Annotated in this window: 1 protein-coding gene; it reads left to right on the forward strand. The window is 66.6% G+C overall.

The features are described 5' to 3' along the window. On the forward strand, positions 1–326 hold a 326-nt coding region (locus tag C1X29_RS28255), incomplete at both ends, for an RHS repeat domain-containing protein (protein WP_146023291.1).

The following is a 326-nucleotide window of genomic DNA, read 5'->3' on the forward strand; positions in this document are numbered from 1 at the left end:
CGCGAACGCCGCGGCCGCGCACAAACCCTTGTCACCGAATACCGCTACGACAGCCAGCACCGCCTGATCGGCCTCACCCGTCCCGACGGCACCAGCGCCACCTATCAGTACGACGCCTTCGGCCGGCGCATCCGCAAAACCGTCGACGGCCAGACCACCGAGTTCTTCTGGCAAGGCGACCACCTGATCGCCGAAAGCAGCCCGACCCAACACCGCAGCTTCATCTACGAACCCGGCACCTTCCGCCCGTTGGCCATGCTCGACGGCAAAGGCCCGAAACGCGCCTGCCCGTTCTACTACCAGCTCGACCACCTCGGCACCCCGCA

Origin of the sequence: Pseudomonas sp. GW456-12-10-14-LB2 (assembly GCF_002884345.1) — a bacterium.
In the GTDB taxonomy this organism is placed as follows: Bacteria; Pseudomonadota; Gammaproteobacteria; order Pseudomonadales; family Pseudomonadaceae; genus Aquipseudomonas; species Aquipseudomonas paraglycinae.